Below are 18036 nucleotides of genomic sequence, written 5' to 3' on the forward strand. Positions count from 1 at the left end.
TTTCTTATGCCGTGCTGTGCCGACTACGGGCGCTGGGCGCGGCGCGGCTGGCGCGCGGGACGCGCGGTCGCATCCGAGGCGCGTCGATTGTCACGCGGCTCGTGGCGGGATGCGGGGGCCTGACCGGTGTGCGCCTGCGCGGCACGCGTCTGCGTCCCCTGCGTCGCGGCAGGACGGCCCTGCGGGGAGTGACGCGGTGCGGACGAGCGCTGACCGGCCTGGGCCTGGCCGCCCTGGCCGGAGCCGCCGCGGCGACGGCGTCCCTGACCCGCGCCCTGTCCCTGAGGTGCCCCGGCCGGCTTCTTCTTGGCGGCGGGTCGCGCCTGCTGCTGCACCGGAACCGGCTTGACGTAAGGCGCGTGCTCACCGACGAGCTCGACGACGGCGGCGCTGTCGGCCGTGACCTGCTCGATGCCGACCGCGATCTGCGCCTTGCGCAGGAGGTCCTTCACATCGCGACGCTGCTCGGGCATGAGGATCGTGACGACCGTGCCGGAAGCGCCGGCGCGTGCCGTGCGCCCCGAGCGGTGCAGGTACGCCTTGTGCTCCGCCGGCGGGTCGACGTGGACGACGAGTTCGACGTTGTCGACGTGCACGCCGCGGGCGGCGACATCGGTCGCGACGAGCACACGCACGCCGCCGTCAGCCGGGTCGCCGGAGAAGGCCGCGAGGTTGCGCTCACGTGCGTTCTGCGACAGGTTTCCGTGCAGATCCACGGCGGGGATGCCCGACGACGTCAGCTGCTTCGCGAGCTTCTTCGCCTGGTGCTTGGTGCGGGTGAAGAGGATGCGGCGCCCGAGGCCCGACGCGAGCGTCTGCACGAGCTCCTTCTTGGCGTCGGCGTCGCGCACCTCGAGCACGCGGTGCTCCATGTCGGCTTCCGGCACGCTCGACTCGTCGACCTCGTGGCTGACGGCGTTCGTGAGGAACTTGCGCGCCAGGGTGTCGATGCCGTTGTCGAGTGTTGCGCTGAACAGCAGACGCTGACCACCCGAGGGCGTGGCGTTGAGAATGCGTGTGACACCGGGCAGGAAGCCGAGATCAGCCATGTGGTCTGCCTCGTCGAGCACAGAGACCTTCACGGCATCCAGCCGGACGACGCCCTGCTTCATGAGGTCTTCGAGGCGGCCGGGGCAGGCGACGATGATGTCGACGCCGCGTCGCATCGCGTCTTCCTGGGGGCGCTGGCTGACGCCACCGAAGATCGTGGTCACGCGCAGGCCGGCGGCCTTCGCCAAGGGCTCAAGGGTCGCCGCGATCTGGGTGGCGAGTTCGCGGGTCGGTGCGAGCACGAGGCCGCGCGGGTGGCCCGGGCGGGCAGACGTGCCAGTGAGACGCGCGACGAGCGGCAGCGAGAACGCGATGGTCTTGCCGCTGCCGGTGCGGCCACGGCCGAGCAGGTCGCGCCCGGCGAGAGAGTCGGGCAGGGTGTCGCGCTGGATGGGGAACGGCTCGGTCTTGCCCGAGGCGGTGAGGACGGCGGCCAGCGGAGCGGGCACGCCAAGGTCAGTGAAAGAGGTCATTGAGAATCTCCGTGCGCGCACGAACGAGGGCGCGCAGATAAGGGTGGGCGACGGCGCGGGATCGCGCATCGGTTCGCCGTTCGAGAAGGCAAGAGGCCTGAATCGAGAGGGGAGCCGGTGGCTCGTTCTCTCGTTGAGAATCCTGAATCTGACGACGCAGCTGCCCGGCTTTACGCGCAGGCAACTGAACGACTCTACCAGGAGTTCGCTGAGCGGATGCTACGCGTGCAGCGCCTCGTTCAGCGTGACACCGACACCCGCACGGCGCACGGCTTCGACCGCACCCGTCAGCGAGTTTCGTCGATAGAGCAGCCCGTTCTCGCCGGAGAGGTCAGCACCCTTGACGATCGGCAGCGCGCCCGTGGCATCCGGCGCCTCGTCGGCGCGGATGATCTTGCTGCCCGCGGTGACGTACAGCCCGGCTTCGACGACGCAGTCATCGCCGAGGGAGATGCCGATGCCCGCGTTCGCGCCGAGGAGGGTTCGGGCGCCGATGGCGACCCGATGCGAACCTCCGCCGGACAGCGTTCCCATGATGGAGGCGCCGCCGCCGATGTCACTGCCGTCGCCCACGACGACGCCCTGCGAGATGCGACCTTCCACCATGGAGGCGCCGAGGGTGCCGGCGTTGAAGTTGACGAAACCCTCGTGCATGACGGTCGTGCCGGGGGAGAGGTAGGCGCCGAGACGCACGCGCGAGGCGTCCGCGATGCGCACCCCTTCGGGCAGCACGTAGTCGGTGAGGCGCGGGAACTTGTCGAGCCCCTGCACCTGGATGCCGGCGCGCTGCAGCGCCGGACGCAGCAGCGCGGCATCCGAAGGAAGCATCGGCCCCGCGGAGGTCCAGGCGACGTTCGGAAGGAAACCGAAGATGCCGTCGAGGTTGAGCTCGTTCGGGCGTACCAGCAGATGCGACAGGGCGTGCAGACGCAGGTAGACGTCGGCGGTCGATGATGCGGGAGCGTCGAGGTCGATCTCAAGCTCGATCGCCTGCAGCGTGATGCGGCGACGCTCGTCGGCGCCCGCATCGGACTGCAGGTCAGCAGCGGAGGTGGCGTCCGCCGGGCGTGCACCCCGGCCGAGCGAGGGGAACCACGCATCGAGGATCGTGCCATCGGAGGCGATCGTGGTGAGTCCTGTACCCCAAACGGTGCGCGCGTGCGTCATTCCATCAAGGCTAGCGAACGTGAGAAGCCGCACGCGCCCGTGTGTCGTCTCGCGTCGCAAGTAGGCTGATCACATGGCGCTCGATCTTCGGCTCTCCTCCCTCGACATCACGCGCGCGATCTGCGATGTGTACAGCGTGTCGGGATCCGAGCGGCATCTGGCCGACCTCATCGAGGACGCACTCGGCGCCTATCCGCACCTGCGGGTGCTTCGTCACGGCAACACGATCGTGGCCCGCACCGAACTCGGCCGCAGCCAGCGAGTCGTCATCGCCGGGCACATCGACACGGTCCCCGTGAACGCGAACCTCCCCACCCGAGACATCGAGATCGACGGCACGCCCTACCTGTGGGGTCGCGGCACGGTCGACATGAAAGCCGGCGTCGCGGTGCAGCTCAAGCTCGCCGCAGAACTCACAGACCCTCCGATCGACATCACCTGGATGTGGTACGACAACGAAGAGGTCGATGCATCACTCAACGGACTCGCCCTGCTCGCCGCGCAGCATCCGGAGCTCTTCGTCGCCGACTTCGCGATCCTCGGCGAGCCGACGGACGGGCAGATCGAGGGCGGTTGCAACGGCACGCTGCGCGCGAGCGTGCGCACGAGCGGAGTGCGTGCGCACAGTGCGCGGTCGTGGGTCGGCGAGAACGCGATCCACCGGGCAGCGCCCATCCTCATGCGCCTGGCCGAGTACCGCGCACGGGAGGTCGCGGTGGAGGGGCTCGTCTACCGCGAGGGCCTGAACGCCGTGGGGATCTCGGGCGGCATCGCAGGCAACGTGATTCCCGATTCCTGCGTCGTCGAGGTCAACTATCGCTTCGCCCCGGACAAGACGGCCGCGGAGGCGGCCGAGTACGTCCGCAAGGTCTTCGCCGGCTTCACTGTCGACATCACGGACGCCGCCGATGGCGCGCGCCCAGGACTCGATGCCCCGATCGCACAGCAGTTCCTCGCCGCGGTCGGCGCCACCGCGCATCCGAAGTACGGGTGGACGGATGTCGCCCGCTTCTCCGCACTCGGGATCCCCGCGGTCAACTACGGCCCCGGCGACCCGCATCTCGCGCACCACGACGAGGAGCGGGTGCCGGTGGCGCAGATCCTCGCCGTTGAAGAAGGCCTGCGCGCCTGGTTGAGCGCGCGCTGACGCCGGCATGTCCGCCGCATCCGCGCCATCCTGGCTCTCCTCTGCCGCCCAGCGTGTGCGGCGCCTGCCGGCGCCCCTCACGATCGCACTGATCTACCTGGCTGCCCGGGCGATCACGACCGCCTTCCTCGCGGTCGCGGCCGCGCAGTCGACCGCGCTGTCGCGCTTCGGCGCGGGGGCGACCATCGGGGATCTGTCTCTCGGTTGGGACGCGCAGTGGTACTGGCTGATCGCGGTCGCCGGTTATCCGAGTGAACTGCCTCTGACCGACGCCGGAGAGGTGGCCGAGAACGCCTGGGCGTTCATGCCGCTGTATCCGATGCTCGCCCGGGTGATCGGGCTGCCGCTCGGCAGCTGGGGCGCGGGGGCCGTCGTGGTGTCCTTCGTCGCCGGGTACCTCGGATGCCTCGCCCTGCATCGTCTGCTCTCGCCGCGCATCGGGGGTGGTGCAGCGCTCGTCGCGGTGGTGTTCTTCGCGAACGGTCCGCTCGCGGCGCTGTTCCAGGTCGGGTATGCCGAGTCCCTTGCGATGCTGTTCCTGCTCCTCGCACTGGATGCGGTCCTTCGGCGTCGCTACTTCTGGTTGTACCTGCTAGTGCCTGTGCTCGGGTTCACGCGACCCGGGGTGCTCGCGTTCGCGCTGTTCCTCGGGCTGGTGCTGGTGTGGCGCTGGACGCGCCGGCGCATAGATCCGCTGCCAGGAACCGAGATCGCGCACTTCTTCGCGCTCGGTGCGCTGGCGACGGTCGTCGGATTCTCGTGGCAGATCGTCGCGGCCGTCGTGACGGGCGATCCGGGTGCCTATCTGGCGACCGAACTCGCCTGGCGGCGCAACTGGGGATCGAGCGGGGCAGCCGGCTTCATTCCGTTCGAGGGATGGGTCGATGCATCCGCCTTCTGGTTCACGTTCTGGGGGCTGCCCGCCTTCCTCGGGCCCGTCGTGCTCGTGCTTCTCGTGGCGGGTGCGGCGGCGCTGCTGCTGTTCGACCGTCGTGTGCGCGCGCTGGGTGTCGAGGTGCGGCTGTGGAGTGCGAGCTACCTGCTCTACCTGCTGGCCGTGTTCTTCCCGCAGTCGAGCACGCTGCGGCTGCTGTTCCCGCTCACACCGCTCTGGGGGGCCGTGGCGATTCCGCGCTCCTGGTGGTACCGGGCGGGCGTGCTCGTGCTGTGTCTCGGAGCCCAGGCAGCCTGGATCTACAACATATATGCGATGGGTGACACCTTCTGGAGAGTGCCTTGAGCGTCATCTGAGGGCGCGTGCGGGCGACACTGTCGTCAAAACCGATAAACTTGCGGTAACGACCACCGAGGAAAGGGAGCACCGCGATGGCAGCGATGAAGCCGAGGACCGGCGACGGACCCATGGAGGCCGTGAAGGAAGGACGACTCATCATCGTCCGTGTTCCGCTTGAGGGTGGCGGACGCCTGGTCGTCTCTGTAAACGACGCAGAGGCCAAGGAGTTGCACGGCGTGCTTGACGCCGTCGTCAACCCGGCCTGATATTACTTCGACGGTAAGAAGGGGTGAGAAGCGCGCAGCGCTTCTCACCCCTTCTGCGTACGCAGCGCGTGCCGCTCAGGCGCTTTCTGCCGCGATGCTCGTGAGCTGGAGGAGGCCTTCGCCGACCGTTGAGATCGCGGCGAGCACGGCCGCGGACTGCTGCGTCTCCTGGATGAGGGAGCGGTAGGCGACCGTGACGGCGTCGCGCTGTACAGGATCTGCGACGCGGCCACCCGCAAGGATGCGCGGGACCAGCACAGTGCCGCCTGCGCGGACGAGACGCAGACCATGCTCGACGTACTCGATGACGTTCTCCGGGTCGGCGTCCACGAACACGATGTCGTATGCGGCCTCGTTCATGCGGGGCAGCACATCGGCGGCGCGTCCGGTGATGAACCGGGTGCGAGTGGCGGGGATCTTCGCGTCATGGAAGGCACTGCGGGCCGCGGCAAGGTGCTCGGGCTCATTGTCGATGGAGGTCAGCACAGCCTTGGGAGCGCCGCGCATGAGCCAGAGTCCGGAGACGCCGGCGCCGGTGCCGATCTCGAGGATCGCCCTGGCGTCGGTTGCGGCAGCGAGGAGCGCGCTCTGCGCGCCCACTCCTGCGCTGATCGGGGCCGCGCCCAGCTCGACCGCGTGCGCGCGTGCACGAGCGATCGCATCGGGCTCGACGATGGCCTCGCGGATGTATCGCGCGTTGGCGTCGTGCTCGCTCACTGGTCCTCCGTTGGCCGGGTCTCGGGCACCGCGCGTCGACCGTGCGGTGTTTTCGCGGCCGCATCCAGCGTAAAGCGCGAACAGCACCATCGCGCTCAGGCGCGACGGGTACGCTGAACACATGAACTTCAACGGGATCACGCTCGAGAAGCTCGTGCTGATCGCCGTGATCGCGGGGATCATCATCGGGCCGGAGAAACTGCCGGGCTATGCCGAGAAACTCGCGCAGATGGTGCGCAAGGGCGGCGAGATGCTCAAGGGCGCGCGGAGCCGCATGCGCGAAGAGATCGGCGCGGAGGCGGACGACCTCGACTGGCGAAAGCTCGATCCGCGTCAGTACGACCCCCGTCGCATCATCCGTGATGCTCTGCTCGATGACTCGCCCCCGCCGCGTCCGAGCGGCCAGAGCGCGATCGTCGAGCCGGCGAAGCCCGCGGTCCCCAGCGTTCTCGGGCGGGAGTTCTCTCGCGAGACACCCCCGCCGTTCGACCTCGAAGCGACCTGACCGGCGCTGACCGACTCAGACGCTCAGCGGAAGTGAGCGCCCGGACAGCCCGCGCCCCTGATGATCCAGCGACTCCGCGAGGGTGATGATCGCCTGCGCCGCGGGATCCGTGGGAGCGCTGAGGACGACGGGCGCGCCGGCGTCTCCGCCCGTGCGGAGTGCGGCGCTGAGCGGAACGGATGCCAGGAGCGGAACGACGTCTCCGCCGGTCGACAGTGCCTCCGCAACGGCCGCGCCGCCGCCGGCGCCGAACAGGTCGAGCACGGTGCCGTCGGGCAGAGTCATCGCCGCCATGTTCTCGACGACGCCGATGAGGCGCTGCCCGGTCTGTCGGGCGACGAGCCCGCTGCGGATCGCGACCTCCGACGCCGCCTCCTGCGGGGTCGTGACGACGAGCACCTCGGCATGGGGGAGCAACTGGCCGATCGAGATCGCGATGTCGCCCGTGCCGGGCGGCATGTCGATCAGCAGGACGTCAAGGTCACCGAAGAAGACATCCGTGAGGAACTGCTGCACAGTGCGGTGCAGCATCGGCCCGCGCCAGGCGACGACGGACTCGCCCTCGCGGAGGAACATGCCGATCGAGATGACCTTCACATCGTGTGCCACGGGCGGCAGCATGAGGTCGTCGATGCGGGTCGGATGCGGCGCGACGCCGTTCTCCATCAGCCCGAGAAGCCCAGGAATCGAGAAGCCGTGCACGTCGGCGTCGATGAGCCCGACGCGGCGGCCGCGCGCGGCGAGCGCGACAGCGAGGTTCGCGGTGAGCGACGACTTTCCGACGCCACCCTTCCCGCTGCTCACGAGGATGACACGGGTCAGCGAGTCCGGGCCGAAGGGCATCGTGCGCGGGGCGCGTCCGGCTCGAAGCCGCTCGGTGAGGGCCTTGCGCTCCGCCGGGGTCATGACACCCACCTGCACGTCGACCCCGGTGATGCCGGACACGGATGCCGCGGCGGCACGGACATCGGATTCGATCCGCGTCGCGGCGGGGCATCCGACGATCGTCAACGCGATCCCGACGTGCGCGACGCCTTCGGTCACGGTGATGTCGCGCACCATGTCGAGGTCTGACAGGGGTCGTCGCAGCTCGGGGTCCACGACGGATCCGACAGCCGCGCGCACCGCATCGACTGCCTCAGGAAGAGCGGTCATGCCGAACTCTCGCGTTTCGTCGTGGGGGGCTCGTCGTCGTCCGATTGCAGCTCGGCGAGCAGGGCGCGGAGCTCCTGGCGGAGGACATCGCGGGTCACGACCTGCGTGGTGCGATCTTCCAGCGCCATGCGGAGGGCGACGATCTCGCGAGCGAGATACTCGGTGTCCGCGAGATTGCGCTCGGCGCGCTGGCGATCCTGTTCGATCTGGACACGGTCGCGGTCATCCTGACGGTTCTGCGCGAGCAGGATCAGCGGAGCGGCGTACGAAGCCTGCAACGACAGCATGAGCGTGAGAGCGGTGAAGCCGAGAGCCGCGTCATCGAAGCGGATCTCTTCGGGCATGAGCGTGTTCCAGCCGATCCAGAGGATGCAGAACAGGCTCAGGATGACCAGGAACGCCGGCGTGCCCATGGCGCGGGCGACCCATTCGGTGAAGCGGCCGAAGCGGTCTCGCGACGGCTGCGGTGCGCGCGTCTTCGCACCGCGGCGCGGCGCGTCGAGCCCGACGCGGGTGCCGCGGGCCATCACTGTGCACCTCGCGTCGTGGGCGAGTCTTCACTCGCGTCCTGCGACCGCCAGTCATCGGGCAGCAGGTAGTCGAGCACGTCATCGATGCTGATCGCGCCGACGAGCCGGTGCGCCTGGTCGACGACCGGGAGGGAGACCAGGTCGTAGCTGGCGAGACGCCGAGCCACCTCCGCTGCCGATGCTGTGACCGAGACGGGTTCGAGGGTGTCGTCGACGATCGCGCCCAGACGCTCGTGCGGGGGATAGCGCAGCATCCGCTGGAAGTGCACGACACCCAGCAGACGACCCGTGGGCGTCTCGAACGGGGGGAGGGTGAGGAAGACCGCCGCGGCGAGGGCAGGGTGCAGTTCGTGGCGTCGGATCAGGGCGAGCGCCTCGGCGACCGTCGCGTCCGCCGACAGGATGATCGGCTCGGGAGTCATCAGACCGCCGGCCGTGTCGGGACCGTACCGCAGGAGCATCCGGACGTCTTCCGCCTCTTCCGGCTCCATGAGCTCGAGGAGGTGCTCGAGGCGTCCCTGGGGAAGCTGCGCGAGAAGGTCGGCGGCGTCGTCGGGTTCCATCTGATCGAGGATGTCGGCGGCGCGCTCATCGCCCAGTCGATCGAGGATGTCCATCTGATCGTCTTCGGGCATCTCTTCCAGCGCGTCGGCGAGACGCCCGTCGGGAAGCTCTTCCACGACCTCGATACGTCGCTGCTGCGGCAGATCGAGCAGTGTGTTGGCGAGGTCGGCGGGGCGCAGCTCGGAGAAGCTCGCGACGAGCTGCTCGGCGGATTGCGCTTCACCGGGAGCATGCTGCTCGCGGACCTCGGACCAGGCGGCGAACGTCGTCGGCCCCTTCGCGAAGGGAGAGGCGCTCGTCTTCGGCTTGCGGAGGAAGAGCTGGCCGACCGCCCACTCACCGAGCCGGTTCGGCTCGATCGCGATGTCCTCGATGACGGCGCTGCCGCTGCCGTCGGTGAGGTCGACGCGGCGGCCGATGAGCTCGGCCATGACACGGACCTCGCCCGGACGCGGCTGGAATCGGCGCACGTTGATGAGGCCGGTCGTGATGACCTGGCCGGTGCTGATCGAGGTGACCCGGCCGATGGAGAGGAACACCTGGCGTCGGCCAGGAATCTCGCAGACCAGGCCGATCACACGAGGTGCCGCGGTACTTCGATACACCACGACGACATCTCGGACCTTGCCGAGCCGGTCGCCGGCGGGGTCGAAGACGGCGCAGCCTGCCAGGCGCGCGACGAAAACCCGCTGAGTGCTCACCTGACCAGCGTAGCCCTGCCCTGCGGAGAGGCCTGGGAGGATGACAAGGTCCGCGTGGGACAATGACCGCATGAGCATGCTGAATCGTCCGGCCGCGAGTACCGAAATCGGCGAGACCGTCGCCACGATGACGGAGTACGAGGCTGCCCAGAAGATGGTCTCAAAGCTGATCGCGGCAGAGGTTCCCGCCCGCGACATCGCGATCGTCGGCATCGGCGTCCGCACGGTCGAGCGCGTCACCGGACGACTCGGCTACGCGACGGCCGCACGTTCGGGTGCGATCAACGGCCTCCTGATCGGTCTTTTCCTCTCGGCGATCTTCGTGCTCGGAAACCCCGCCGCGACGATGGGCGCGTTCGTTGGTGTCCTGCTGGTCGGCGTCGCGGTGGGCATGCTGCTCAGCATCATCACTTTCACGATCGTGCGCCGCCGCCGCGACTTCGCCAGCATCACGCAGCTCGCCGCTGACCACTACGACGTCACCGTGCTGCCGGCGTCGCTGCACAAGGCGCGGACGGCGCTGGGACGCCACACCACTCCTCGCCCTGCCCCAGTCATCTCGGACGAGCCGCCGCGCTACGGTGAGCGGATCGACCCGGCGACTGCTACGGCGGCAGCGCAGGCGAAGCCGGGTGCGGGTGTGCCGGATGCCCCTGCGGCCCCCGTGATCCCGCCGCGTCCGGAGGCTCCTCGCTACGGAGTGCGCGTGGAACCGAACGCCGCACCTGTTCTGGGTGAGCAGCCGCCAGCCGCGCCCGCTGCCGAAGAGACATCCGCACCTGCGACAGCTGAGCCGACTGCAGAGTCCGGAGCGGCGTCGCAGGAGTCTCGCGATGGTGCCGCGGAATCCTCTGATCCGGCAGCGAACGCTCCAGAGACGGACTCCGACCGTCCGGCCGCGCCGGGACAGGCGTGAACGCACCCGCAGAGACTCACCTCAGCATCGCAGTCGCCCTGCCCTCGGGCGACGCGACGGTCAGCGCCGCTTTCGGCGCCGCGGGTTCGGGGGCGCGCGGAACGATCGTGATCGCACACGGTGCAGGAGCGGGGATGGATCATCCGTTCCTCACCGGGTTCGCCGACGCCATCCGCCTCGAGGGCTTCTCGACAATGCGGTTCAACTTCCCGTACCGGGAGGCAGGGCGGCGCATGCCCGGGCCCGCCGCCCATGCGATCGCCACCTGGCGAGCCGTGATGGACCGTGCACGCGAGCTCGGCTCCGGGCCCTTGATCGCCTGCGGAAAGTCGTACGGCGGGCGGATGGCGTCGATGGCGGTCGCGGAGGGCATGGATGCCGACGCGCTGGTGTACCTCGGATACCCACTGCACGCGCCCGGTAAGCCGGAGAATCCGCGTGCCTCGCATCTTCCAGCGATCACCGTGCCGCAGCTGTTCGTGGAGGGATCGAATGATCCGTTCATCCAACCCCTCGCACAGTTCGAAGAGGTCGTCGCCGGGTGTCAGGACGCGCAGATCGCCTGGATCGACGGCGGCGGCCACACCTTCGAGGTGAAGGGGCACAAGCGTCCAGCCGACGAGATCGGGGCGTCGCTGGCGCCTGTGGTGGCAGCGTTTCGGAGATGAAAGGAGCCTTCCGTCGGTTCACACGGGTGAAAACCGACGGAAGGCTCCTCTGAACGGGGTCTCAGCCCTGGATGCGCGCCATCCATGCCTCGACCTCGGTCGAGGTCCGCGGAATGTCGGCCGAGAGGTTGACCGGACCGTCGGCGGTCATGAGGATGTCGTCCTCGATCCGCACGCCGATGCCGCGGTACTCCTCCGGAACCGTGAGGTCGTCGATCTGGAAGTACAGGCCGGGCTCGATCGTGAACACCATGCCCGGCTCCAGGATGCCGTCGTAGTACATCTCACGACGCGCCTGCGCGCAGTCGTGTACGTCGATGCCGAGGTGGTGACTCGTGCCGTGCACCATGTAGCGGCGGTGCTGACCGCCCTTGTCGGCGTCCAGCGCCTCCTGCGCGGTGACGGGAAGAAGACCCCACTCGGCGGTGCGGCGCGCGATGACGTCCATGGCGGCCTCGTGGATCGTGCGGAACGGCACTCCGACGCGGGCGGCGGCGAAGGCAGCATCCGCAGCCTCGACAACCGTGTCGTAGATGCGGCGCTGCACCTCGCTGAACGTGCCGCTCACCGGCAGAGTGCGAGTGATGTCGGCGGTGTAGAGGCTGTCCGCCTCAGCGCCCGCATCGATCAGGATGAGGTCACCTGGCAGCACAGCGCCGTCATTGCGCGTCCAGTGCAGGTAGCAGGCGTGCGGGCCGGATGCGGCGATCGTGTCGTAGCCCTCCCAGTTGCCGTCGCTGCGGGCACGCTGGTGGAAGACGCCCTCGACGATGCGCTCGCCACGAGGGTGCGCGATCGCGCGGGGCAGGTCACGAATGATGTCGTCGAAGCCGTTCGCCGTGATCTCGACCGCTCGGCGCATCTCGGCGATCTCGAACTCGTCCTTCACAAGACGGAGCTCGGAAACGACACGAGTGAGTTCTTCGTGCTCGTCGACGACGAGATCCGCGTCGCCCGCGACGAATTCGTGGAGGTGTGCGGTCGCGACACCGAGGTCGGCGGCGACACCGCCGAGGGCGGGACGCGGGCCGATCCAGAACTCACCGATCGTGGCATCCGAGTAGAACTCCGCCGTCGTGCGGTCGGCACGCTCACGGAAGTACAGGGTGACGTCGTGACCACCGGTGTTCGGCTCGAAGACCAGCACGGAGTCCGGCTCGGAGTCCGCCTCCCAGCCGGTCAGATGGGCGAAGGCGGAGTGGGCACGGAACGGGTAGTCGGTGTCATTGCTGCGCTGCTTGAGCGAACCTGCCGGGATCACCAGGCGCTCGCCGGGGAATGCGGCGGAGACACGGGCACGCCGCGCCGCGGCGAACGAGGCCTGCGCCCGCGGTGCGGGCAGGGATGCGGGATGCTCCGCCCACCCGGTCGAGATGGTGTCGAGGAATCCGCGGGGGAACGGCTGCTTGCGGTTCGTCTTGGCGGCTTCGGCGGTGGCCTCAGTGTCGGTGGTGATCGTGTCACGCTCTGCGCTGCTCATTCCTCCAGTCTCTCACCGAACCCTGTGCAGACGTAGGCTGGCATCATCATGACCTCCCGCTCTCGCTCCACGTCCGCCGCGCTCACGGCGGGCATCGACGTCGTTCTCGTTCTGATCTTCGCGACGATCGGGCGCGCCAGTCATGAGCGGGGTCTGTCGGCCCTGGGCATTCTGGAGACGGCCTGGCCGTTCCTCGCCGCGTGGGGAATCGGGTGGCTCGCGCTGCGGGCATGGCGCGCTCCGGATGCGGTGCTGCGCACGGGCGTTCCGCTGTGGATCATCACCGTCGCCGGTGGCATGCTGCTGCGCGCCGTCACCGGAGCAGGAACCGCACTGCCGTTCGTCATCGTCGCCACGCTCACGCTGCTGCTCCTGCTCGTCGGCTCACGTCTGGTCGCGGCGCTCATCCGCAGCCGCCGCGCGGCGTCGACGCGCTAGCCCGCGGGCTCGTACTGCACGACGACCGCGCGGTGGTCGCTGCGCGAATCGGCGCTGCTGAGCACGTGCGAACCGGTCGGCGTCCAGTTGGGCGTCGCCATGATGTGGTCGATCGGAGACCCTGCGAGAGCCGGGATGCTGGCGGGCCAGGTTCCCGAGAGGCCGTTCCCCGTGCGAGCCGCCGCGTCGCGGCAGGCGCCCATGTCGCCGCCGTCGACGCCGAGTCCGCTCATGTGGTCGAGCGTCGCGTTGAAGTCGCCGGCCAGGATCACATTGCCGCCGGGGCACTGGTCCGCCACCCACTGGAGATCGCTGCGCCATTGGTCCATCTCGTCGGGGCGCGGCGCGACCGCATGCACCGCCACGACGGTCGGACCGTGACCGTCGATCGGCATGACCACCGCGCTCGGCACCGAGCCGGTGTTGCTCGTGCCGTCCGTCGAGGAGGGGATCACGGAGTAGTCGCCGAGTTCCGGCGAGATGAGGATCGTCGTGAACCAGGACTGCGGACCGTTGGTCACCTCGGGATTGAACTGGACATGATGCACCCACATGGGCTGTCCCTGCTCGCGCATCATCAGCGCGATGCGCTCGCCGACCTCCTCTGAGGTCTCGGGCAGTGTGACGATGTCGGCGCCGTTGGAGACGATCTCCTGGGCGATGCGCTCGGCGGACACCGCCTCACCGGCGGTGTTCCAGGTCATGACGCGGATGCTGGCGTCGGTCGGCTCCGGCATCTCGCCGGGGCCGATGCCGCGCGTCAGGCCGATCACGGCTGACGCGCCCCCGCCGAGAAGGGCGATGATCGCGATCGAGGCGGCGAACCCTCGCATCCGTCGGGAGACGCTCAGCAGCAGTGCCAGCACGAGAACCAGCGCGAATCCGATGACCAGCCAGCCGCGCACCGCGACGAGCTGGGCGAACGGGAAGCTCTGTTCTAGGCGGAAGAACTGCGGCCAGGTCACGATGGCCGTCGCGATCGCGAACAGCACGGTCAGCAGCACGCCCAGAAGTCGAAACACGCTTTCGAGCCTAGGGGAGCCGGCTGGGAAGGCTCTGGCGTGCGCCATTGATCCGGCTGGGAAACGCGGTGCGCGGATGCGACCGTGGGCGTCTGTTCGCTCGCTACGCTCGAAGGATGACCATGCACGCAGATTCGGCCGCCCCCCGCATCCGCGGACCGATCGATCTGCACCTGCACTCGAACCGCTCCGACGGCACCGAGACGCCCGCGGAGGTCGTCCGCCAGGCGCACGCCCATGGTGTCCGCACGCTCGCGCTCACCGACCATGACACGACGGTCGGCTGGGAGGAGGCGGCGCAGGAGGCGGCCGCTCTCGACATGACGTTCATCCCCGGCATGGAGATGTCTGCCCGGGACGGCTGGCGCAGCGTGCACGTCCTGGCGTACCTCTTCGACCCGACGCATCCCGAACTCGTGGCCGAGCTCGAGCGCGTTCGGGAAGATCGGGTCGGTCGTGCCGAGCGGATCGTCCGCAACATCGGACGTGATTATCCGCTGCACTGGAACGACGTGCTCGAGCAGCGCCGGGGGGATGCCACGGTGGGACGCCCGCACATCGCGGATGCTCTCGTCGCCCGAGGCATCGTGCGTGACCGTGTCGAGGCCTTTGACAGCATCCTGCACCCGCGTGCGGGGTACTTCGAGGGGCACTACGCGCCCGATCCGCTGCGCGTCGTCGAACTGATCACCGCGGCCGGGGGAGTGCCGATCATCGCGCACCCCGCCACGGGCGAGCGCCAGCGCATGCCAGAGACACTCATCGAGCGGCTCATCGACGCGGGTCTCGCAGGCCTGGAACGCGACCACCGTGAGAACACGCGCGCCGGGCGTGAGTGGCTGCAGAGCCTCATCGACCGACACGATCTGATCATCACAGGCTCCAGTGACTACCACGGCGCGGGCAAGCCGAACCTTCCGGGCGAGAACACCACGAGCGAAGACATGCTGGCGCGACTCATCGCGCGGGCGCGCTGACACCTCGCACGGACAGAGAAAGGGAGCGGATGCTGTGCAGCATCCGCTCCCTTCTTCGCTGTGTACTCGGGTCAGGCACCTACGGGTGCTGCGCCATCCGCGCCGCCACGGCGACGGCGGCGACGGCGACGCTGGGGTGCGGCGTTGCCGTCGTGGTGCTCGCTGCCCTTGCCGTCATGAGTGCCGGCGCCGTCCTCGTCGCGGGCGGCGGCAGGAGCCGCATCCGCGTTCGCGGGTGCCTCAGCGCCCTCGGCGAACGTCGATCCGACCTTCTCCGCCGTCCGGCGGCGACGGCGACGGCGCGTGCGCTCTTCGCCAGCGCCCTCAGCGGCGGCATCCGCAGCACGAGCCGGGCGAGGAGCCTTCGGAGCCTGCGCCTTCGGTGCCGTGACCAGACGGCCCTTCGTGCCGGCCGGGATGTTCAGATCGGTGTACAGGTGCGGGCTCGACGAGTACGTCTCGATCGGCTCGGGCTGACCGAACTCGAGGGCACGGTTGATGAGCGCCCACTTGTGCAGGTCATCCCAGTCGACGAACGTGATCGCGATACCGGTGCGGCCGGCGCGACCGGTGCGCCCGGCGCGGTGCAGGTACGTCTTCTCCTCGTCGGGGATCGTGTGGTTGATGACGTGCGTGACGTCATCGACGTCGATACCGCGGGCGGCGACGTCTGTCGCGACTAGGACGTCCTTCTTGCCGGCCTTGAACGCGGCCATCGAGCGCTCGCGCTGATCCTGGCCCATGTCGCCGTGCACGCCGCCGACGTTGAAGCCGCGGTCGCTGAGCTCGTCGACCAGGCGCTGGGCGGCGCGCTTCGTGCGCGTGAAGATCACGGTCTTGCCGCGTCCCTCCGCCTGCAGGATGCGCGCGATGACCTCGTCTTTGTCGAGGGAGTGCGCACGGTAGATGAGGTGCTGGATGTTCGCCTGGGTCAGACCCTCGTCCGGGTCGTTCGCGCGGATATGCACCGGGTTCGTCATGAATCGGCGAGCGAGCGCGACGATCGGGCCGGGCATCGTCGCCGAGAACAGCTGGGTGTGGCGCACGGCCGGCACCTTCTGGAAGATCTTCTCGATGTCGGCGAGGAAGCCGAGGTCGAGCATCTTATCGGCCTCGTCGAGCACGACCTCTGTCGCGTTCGAGAGGTCGAGCAGACGCTGACCCGCGAGGTCGATCAGACGACCCGGGGTGCCGACGACGATCTGTGCGCCGGCCTTGAGCTGGTCGATCTGACCCTCGTAGGCCTTGCCGCCGTAGATCGCGACGACGCTGGTCGAGCGGCCCGAGGTCAGCAGGTCCATGTCTTCGTAGACCTGCACCGCGAGCTCACGGGTCGGAACGACGATGAGCGCCTTGACGCCCGGCTCCGGGTTCTGGCCGAGTCGCTGCACGACGGGGATGCCGAAGCCGAAGGTCTTGCCGGTACCGGTCTTGGCCTGGCCGATGATGTCCTGGCCGGGAAGGCCCAGCGGGATGGTCTGTTCCTGAATGGGGAAGGCATCCACGATGCCCTTGGACGCGAGTGCGTCGACGATGTCTTGATCAATGCCGAGATCGGCGAAAGTCGTCACTATGGTTGCCTGTCCGGCGGCGGTGAAGCCGCCTCGATACGAATCCACGCCGTTTCGAAGCTCAGGCGCGGGGGCTCCGATCCGATGCCGGAGCAGGGCAATCCTACCCGAGCGCCACACAGCCGCACGGTAGGCTGAGCGCGTGGTGAGGTGGTTCTGGCAGCGCGACAAGGCGCCCAAGCGTACTCTGGCGCTCCGATCGCGAGGCGATCTGGGCGATGCGACGCGTGTGGATTTCGCCGAACTCGCCCCGGAGCTCGACACGTTCCTCGGGCAGGCCGCCTATCTGCAGCTGGGCTACTTCGAGACGCTCACCCGCCTGATCCGCGGCACGTTGGAGCTCTCCGAGAAGGAAGCGCTGTCCCGAGCGGCGGGTGCGGCACTGACCAAGCATCGCGAGATCGTCGAGATCATCCGCAGCCGCGGTGACGACCCGACCCAGGTCATGCTGCCGTTCCGTGAGCAGCTGGACGCGTTCCGTCGCAAGACGATCGGCGTGCGCCCGCGCGAGACACTGCTCGCCGTGTACATCACGGCGGGGATGCTCGACGACTTCTACCGCGCGGTGGCCTCCAGCTACGGTGACGTCGGTGCCCGCGTGGTCGAGATCCTCTCGGCGGACGACGAGACGCACGAGATCGTCGAGATCATCCAGGCGACGATCACGAGCGATGAGGAATGGCGCTCGCTGCTGTCCATGTGGGCCCGTCGCCTCGTCGGCGACACGATCCTCGTCGCGCGCGCCGCGCTGCGACCGGGACCGCTGGCGATCGACGACGAGAAGCGCGTCGAGCCGGTGTTCACCGAGCTCATGGGCGCGCACGCACGCCGCATGGATGCGATGGGACTCGCCGCGTAGAGGCGAGCCGGTCTAGGCGATCCGGTCTAGATGCCGAGCGCGCTGCGCTCTGTGGTATCCGTCCGACGTCGCTGCGCCGTGAGCAGCGCACCGGCGATCGCGCTGAGCGCGAGCCCGCCGCCGATCGACGCGAGCCACAGCCAGAAGTTGTTCTCAGCGACGCCGGCCCACTGCAGGCCGGTGTAGACGAGTGCTGCGACGACGGTCGCGATCGCGGGCACCACCGCCACGCCCCGCAGCGCGCGATCGGGCAGCAGGAAGTGCACGGCGATGGCGAGGGCGCAGGCGGCGATGACCGCGAGGAGGATGAACATCGAGGTGTCAGCCGACGAAGCCGATGCGGCGGGACTCTTCGGTGCCGAGCTCGACGTAGCCGATGTTGGCGGTCGGGACGATGAAGGAGTTGCCCTTCACATCGGTGAAGCTGACGATGGGGGTGCTCTGCTCGAGGGCAGACGTGACGAGTCCGCGGATCTCGTCTGCTGCCGTGTGGGTCTCAAAGCTCAGTTCGCGGCCGGTGTTGATGATGCCGATGCGGATTTCCACGCGCCTACTCCTTGCAGATCAGTTGTGACGCCACTCTATCGCTGACCGTC

The 18036-nt window shown here is 68.7% G+C and carries 20 protein-coding genes; 9 read left to right on the forward strand and 11 right to left on the reverse strand.

The genetic code is table 11. The annotated features are described in order from the left end of the window. Positions 1-23 precede the first annotated feature (23 nt). Together JOD62_RS12415 and dapD are read right to left on the reverse strand one after the other, a co-directional pair. Positions 24-1523, reverse strand: a complete 1500-nt coding sequence (locus JOD62_RS12415) for a DEAD/DEAH box helicase (RefSeq protein WP_204939576.1) — start codon at positions 1521-1523, stop codon at positions 24-26. 219 nt (positions 1524-1742) lie between these two features. Next, entirely contained in the window at positions 1743-2690 is a 948-nt protein-coding gene (dapD, locus tag JOD62_RS12420) for a 2,3,4,5-tetrahydropyridine-2,6-dicarboxylate N-succinyltransferase (RefSeq protein WP_204939577.1), read from the reverse strand. A 73-nt stretch (positions 2691-2763) separates the two neighbouring features. On the opposite strand from dapD, the gene dapE reads away from it, so the two are divergent. The 3 genes from dapE to JOD62_RS12435 all read left to right on the forward strand — a co-directional run bounded on the left by dapE (position 2764) and on the right by JOD62_RS12435 (position 5337). Then, positions 2764-3837 carry a succinyl-diaminopimelate desuccinylase gene (gene dapE, locus JOD62_RS12425; RefSeq protein WP_204939578.1) on the forward strand — a complete coding sequence of 358 codons (1074 nt, stop codon included), beginning with the start codon at positions 2764-2766 and terminating at the stop codon, positions 3835-3837. Positions 3838-3844: 7 nt separating this feature from the next. Further along, positions 3845-5077, forward strand: coding sequence for a hypothetical protein (locus tag JOD62_RS12430; protein ID WP_239526686.1), 1233 nt, complete (start codon positions 3845-3847; stop codon positions 5075-5077). Between the two features lie 86 nt (positions 5078-5163). Continuing rightward, a complete protein-coding gene (locus tag JOD62_RS12435) occupies positions 5164-5337 on the forward strand; it encodes a DUF3117 domain-containing protein (protein ID WP_087130671.1) in 174 nt (57 codons plus the stop codon). Between the two features lie 75 nt (positions 5338-5412). Here JOD62_RS12435 and JOD62_RS12440 read toward each other — a convergent pair whose 3' ends face one another. After that, on the reverse strand, positions 5413-6054 hold the full coding sequence (locus JOD62_RS12440; protein WP_204939579.1) for an O-methyltransferase: 642 nt from the start codon (positions 6052-6054) through the stop codon (positions 5413-5415). 121 nt (positions 6055-6175) lie between these two features. On the opposite strand from JOD62_RS12440, the gene JOD62_RS12445 reads away from it, so the two are divergent. Continuing rightward, on the forward strand, positions 6176-6559 hold the full coding sequence (locus tag JOD62_RS12445; protein WP_204939580.1) for a Sec-independent protein translocase family protein: 384 nt from the start codon (positions 6176-6178) through the stop codon (positions 6557-6559). A 15-nt stretch (positions 6560-6574) separates the two neighbouring features. Here JOD62_RS12445 and JOD62_RS12450 read toward each other — a convergent pair whose 3' ends face one another. From JOD62_RS12450 to JOD62_RS12460, 3 genes are read right to left on the reverse strand one after another with little or no spacing between them, the layout of a single operon-like run. After that, the gene (locus tag JOD62_RS12450) at positions 6575-7714 is read right to left on the reverse strand and encodes an Mrp/NBP35 family ATP-binding protein (protein ID WP_204939581.1); all 1140 of its coding nucleotides are present in this window, start codon (positions 7712-7714) and stop codon (positions 6575-6577) included. Continuing rightward, positions 7711-8241, reverse strand: coding sequence for a DUF1003 domain-containing protein (locus tag JOD62_RS12455; protein ID WP_204939582.1), 531 nt, complete (start codon positions 8239-8241; stop codon positions 7711-7713). Before JOD62_RS12455 ends, JOD62_RS12450 begins: the two co-directional genes overlap by 4 nt. After that, positions 8241-9509 carry a magnesium transporter MgtE N-terminal domain-containing protein gene (locus JOD62_RS12460; RefSeq protein ID WP_204939583.1) on the reverse strand — a complete coding sequence of 423 codons (1269 nt, stop codon included), beginning with the start codon at positions 9507-9509 and terminating at the stop codon, positions 8241-8243. Before JOD62_RS12460 ends, JOD62_RS12455 begins: the two co-directional genes overlap by 1 nt. 70 nt (positions 9510-9579) lie before the next feature. Between JOD62_RS12460 and JOD62_RS12465 the strand changes: the two genes are divergently transcribed. After that, positions 9580-10425, forward strand: a complete 846-nt coding sequence (locus JOD62_RS12465; protein WP_204939584.1) for a general stress protein — start codon at positions 9580-9582, stop codon at positions 10423-10425. Next, positions 10422-11093 (forward strand): alpha/beta hydrolase family protein, encoded by a 672-nt coding sequence (locus JOD62_RS12470; protein WP_204939585.1) that lies wholly within the window; start codon positions 10422-10424, stop codon positions 11091-11093. The genes JOD62_RS12465 and JOD62_RS12470 overlap by 4 nt, the downstream gene beginning before the upstream one ends. Positions 11094-11154: 61 nt before the next feature. Here the strand turns inward: JOD62_RS12470 and JOD62_RS12475 are convergent, their stop codons facing one another. Next, positions 11155-12573 (reverse strand): aminopeptidase P family protein, encoded by a 1419-nt coding sequence (locus tag JOD62_RS12475; protein ID WP_204939586.1) that lies wholly within the window; start codon positions 12571-12573, stop codon positions 11155-11157. 48 nt (positions 12574-12621) lie between these two features. On the opposite strand from JOD62_RS12475, the gene JOD62_RS12480 reads away from it, so the two are divergent. Continuing rightward, positions 12622-13011 (forward strand): DUF3054 domain-containing protein, encoded by a 390-nt coding sequence (locus tag JOD62_RS12480; RefSeq protein ID WP_204939587.1) that lies wholly within the window; start codon positions 12622-12624, stop codon positions 13009-13011. Here the strand turns inward: JOD62_RS12480 and JOD62_RS12485 are convergent. Then, on the reverse strand, positions 13008-14033 hold the full coding sequence (locus JOD62_RS12485) for an endonuclease/exonuclease/phosphatase family protein (protein ID WP_204939588.1): 1026 nt from the start codon (positions 14031-14033) through the stop codon (positions 13008-13010). The two genes, JOD62_RS12480 and JOD62_RS12485, sit on opposite strands and share 4 nt — an antisense overlap. A 116-nt stretch (positions 14034-14149) precedes the next feature. Here JOD62_RS12485 and JOD62_RS12490 point away from each other — a divergent pair, with 116 nt between their 5' ends. Next, positions 14150-15010 carry a PHP domain-containing protein gene (locus JOD62_RS12490; protein ID WP_239526687.1) on the forward strand — a complete coding sequence of 287 codons (861 nt, stop codon included), beginning with the start codon at positions 14150-14152 and terminating at the stop codon, positions 15008-15010. Positions 15011-15081: 71 nt separating this feature from the next. Here the strand turns inward: JOD62_RS12490 and JOD62_RS12495 are convergent, their stop codons facing one another. After that, positions 15082-16581, reverse strand: coding sequence for a DEAD/DEAH box helicase (locus tag JOD62_RS12495; RefSeq protein WP_204939589.1), 1500 nt, complete (start codon positions 16579-16581; stop codon positions 15082-15084). 142 nt (positions 16582-16723) lie between these two features. Between JOD62_RS12495 and JOD62_RS12500 the strand changes: the two genes are divergently transcribed. Beyond that, on the forward strand, positions 16724-17440 hold the full coding sequence (locus tag JOD62_RS12500; RefSeq protein ID WP_204939590.1) for a ferritin-like fold-containing protein: 717 nt from the start codon (positions 16724-16726) through the stop codon (positions 17438-17440). A gap of 26 nt (positions 17441-17466) precedes the next feature. Here JOD62_RS12500 and JOD62_RS12505 read toward each other — a convergent pair whose 3' ends face one another. Beyond that, entirely contained in the window at positions 17467-17754 is a 288-nt protein-coding gene (locus JOD62_RS12505) for a hypothetical protein (RefSeq protein WP_204939591.1), read from the reverse strand. Positions 17755-17761: 7 nt separating this feature from the next. Next, entirely contained in the window at positions 17762-17986 is a 225-nt protein-coding gene (locus JOD62_RS12510) for a DUF3107 domain-containing protein (protein WP_204939592.1), read from the reverse strand. Positions 17987-18036 lie beyond the last annotated feature (50 nt).

Origin of the sequence: Microbacterium keratanolyticum (assembly GCF_016907255.1) — a bacterium.
In the GTDB taxonomy this organism is placed as follows: domain Bacteria; phylum Actinomycetota; class Actinomycetes; order Actinomycetales; family Microbacteriaceae; genus Microbacterium; species Microbacterium keratanolyticum.

Bases quoted from the DNA above. Each gene is read 5' to 3' on its own strand.
- JOD62_RS12415 (WP_204939576.1), bottom strand. From the start codon at position 1,523: ATGACCTCTTTCACTGACCTTGGCGTGCCCGCTCCGCTGGCCGCCGTC.
- dapD (WP_204939577.1), bottom strand. From the start codon at position 2,690: ATGACGCACGCGCGCACCGTTTGGGGTACAGGACTCACCACGATCGCC.
- dapE (WP_204939578.1), top strand. From the start codon at position 2,764: ATGGCGCTCGATCTTCGGCTCTCCTCCCTCGACATCACGCGCGCGATC.
- JOD62_RS12430 (WP_239526686.1), top strand. From the start codon at position 3,845: ATGTCCGCCGCATCCGCGCCATCCTGGCTCTCCTCTGCCGCCCAGCGT.
- JOD62_RS12435 (WP_087130671.1), top strand. From the start codon at position 5,164: ATGGCAGCGATGAAGCCGAGGACCGGCGACGGACCCATGGAGGCCGTG.
- JOD62_RS12445 (WP_204939580.1), top strand. From the start codon at position 6,176: ATGAACTTCAACGGGATCACGCTCGAGAAGCTCGTGCTGATCGCCGTG.
- JOD62_RS12450 (WP_204939581.1), bottom strand. From the start codon at position 7,714: ATGACCGCTCTTCCTGAGGCAGTCGATGCGGTGCGCGCGGCTGTCGGA.
- JOD62_RS12455 (WP_204939582.1), bottom strand. From the start codon at position 8,241: ATGGCCCGCGGCACCCGCGTCGGGCTCGACGCGCCGCGCCGCGGTGCG.
- JOD62_RS12465 (WP_204939584.1), top strand. From the start codon at position 9,580: ATGAGCATGCTGAATCGTCCGGCCGCGAGTACCGAAATCGGCGAGACC.
- JOD62_RS12475 (WP_204939586.1), bottom strand. From the start codon at position 12,573: ATGAGCAGCGCAGAGCGTGACACGATCACCACCGACACTGAGGCCACC.
- JOD62_RS12480 (WP_204939587.1), top strand. From the start codon at position 12,622: ATGACCTCCCGCTCTCGCTCCACGTCCGCCGCGCTCACGGCGGGCATC.
- JOD62_RS12490 (WP_239526687.1), top strand. From the start codon at position 14,150: ATGACCATGCACGCAGATTCGGCCGCCCCCCGCATCCGCGGACCGATC.
- JOD62_RS12505 (WP_204939591.1), bottom strand. From the start codon at position 17,754: ATGTTCATCCTCCTCGCGGTCATCGCCGCCTGCGCCCTCGCCATCGCC.